This window comes from Bradyrhizobium sp. AUGA SZCCT0283, from assembly GCF_018130385.1.
Classification (GTDB): Bacteria; Pseudomonadota; Alphaproteobacteria; order Rhizobiales; family Xanthobacteraceae; genus Bradyrhizobium.
Genome location: NZ_JAFCLU010000108.1, coordinates 1 through 1,473, shown reverse-complemented (window position 1 = coordinate 1,473; position 1,473 = coordinate 1). Strand labels below are relative to the sequence as shown.

2 protein-coding genes are annotated in these 1,473 nt (G+C 62.1%); one reads left to right on the top strand and one right to left on the bottom strand.

Annotated elements, in window-relative coordinates; genetic code table 11:
- Positions 1-11: 11 nt before the first annotated feature.
- Positions 12-293, bottom strand: coding sequence for a LexA family transcriptional regulator (locus JQ624_RS38305; protein WP_212424028.1), 282 nt, complete (start codon positions 291-293; stop codon positions 12-14).
- Positions 294-331: 38 nt separating this feature from the next.
- Here JQ624_RS38305 and JQ624_RS38300 point away from each other — a divergent pair, with 38 nt between their 5' ends.
- Positions 332-1,462 carry an IS630 family transposase gene (locus JQ624_RS38300; protein ID WP_212424027.1) on the top strand — a complete coding sequence of 377 codons (1,131 nt, stop codon included), beginning with the start codon at positions 332-334 and terminating at the stop codon, positions 1,460-1,462.
- Positions 1,463-1,473: the final 11 nt, after the last annotated feature.

Below are 1,473 nucleotides of genomic sequence, written 5' to 3'. Positions count from 1 at the left end.
CTAGTGGTTCATCATAGTGATTTTGACGTTTTGATACCGAGCCATTGGAGGATCGGCAAGCTTTCGGGCGGCACGAGGATTTCGATGCTTCTGGGGATGCCGGGTTGACGTCGGATGAAGCCGTTTCGTTCGAGGGTGACGATCATCTGGTGGACCGAAGGCGGGCTGACGCGGAAGTGACGCTGGATGTCGGCTTCGGCGGGTGGGCGTCCGAACATGTAGGCGTAGGTATGGATGAAGGCCAGGTAATGACCCTGCTTCTCGGTGAAGTGCGCGCCTGATTTTTGACTCATCGCTGGATTCGTCCCGGCCTCCGACAAGGAGGCAAAGCATGAATGTACGTTATCGGGTCGAATTGAGCCAAGCTGAGCGCGATGAACTGACGGCGATGCTCGGCGGCGGCAAACACGCCGCCCGCAAGCTTAAGCGGGCGCAGATTTTGCTGGCGACCGATTGGGGCGGCCGCGACGAGGAGATTGCCCGGACCGTGAGTGTCAGCCTCTCCACCGTCGGCCGGATCAAGCGCCGCTTCGTGGAAGGCAATCTGGAGCGGGCCTTGAGCGAGGAGCCGCGCCCGGGCGCAAAGCGCAAGCTAACCGGCAAGGAGGAGGCCCTGCTGGTGGCGACCGCATGCACCAAGCCGCCCGCCGGCCACAAACGCTGGACGCTGACGCTTCTGGCCGACACGATAGTCAAGCTCACCGATCACGACAGCCTGTCGGGCGAGACCGTGCGCCGCCGGCTGGCCGAGAACGATCTCAAGCCATGGCGCAGGGACATGTGGTGCATTCCCCATGTCGATGGCGAATACGTCGCCCGCATGGAGGACGTGCTCGATCTCTACGCCGAGACGCCGGATCCCGCCCGACCGCTGGTTTGCTTCGACGAGACACCCGTCCAGCTGATCGGCGAGGTGCGCCAGCCGGTCCCGGCGCAACCGGGACAGCGCGAGCGCTACGATTACGAGTATCGCCGCAACGGCACCGTCAATCTCTTCGTCACTTTCGATCCGCATCGGGGCTGGCGCAACGTCAAGCTCACCGACCGCCGCGCCGCCGTGGACTACGCCCACTGCATACGTGAGCTCGTCGACGTCCATTATCCCGACGCCGCCTGCATCCGTGTCGTACAGGACAATCTGTCGATCCATAAACCTGGGGCGCTGTATGAGGCCTTCGCGCCCGCCGAGGCCCGACGCATCCTGCGCCGCCTCGAATTCCACTTCACTCCGAAACACGCCAGTTGGCTCAACATGGTCGAGTGCGAGATCAGCGTGCTGCAGCGCCAGTGCCTTGGCCGCCGCATCGACGACCCAAAAAGGCTCCGAAACGAGATCGCAGCATGGCAAAAGCGCCGAAACAAAACCCGAGCCAGCATCAAATGGATGTTCACAACCGACAAAGCCCGCGCCAAACTCGGCCGTGCTTATCCAGCCACCGCCAAAGACTCAAAATCACTGTGATGAACCACTAG

Bases quoted from the DNA above. Each gene is read 5' to 3' on its own strand.
- JQ624_RS38300 (WP_212424027.1), top strand. From the start codon at position 332: ATGAATGTACGTTATCGGGTCGAATTGAGCCAAGCTGAGCGCGATGAA.
- JQ624_RS38305 (WP_212424028.1), bottom strand. From the start codon at position 293: ATGAGTCAAAAATCAGGCGCGCACTTCACCGAGAAGCAGGGTCATTAC.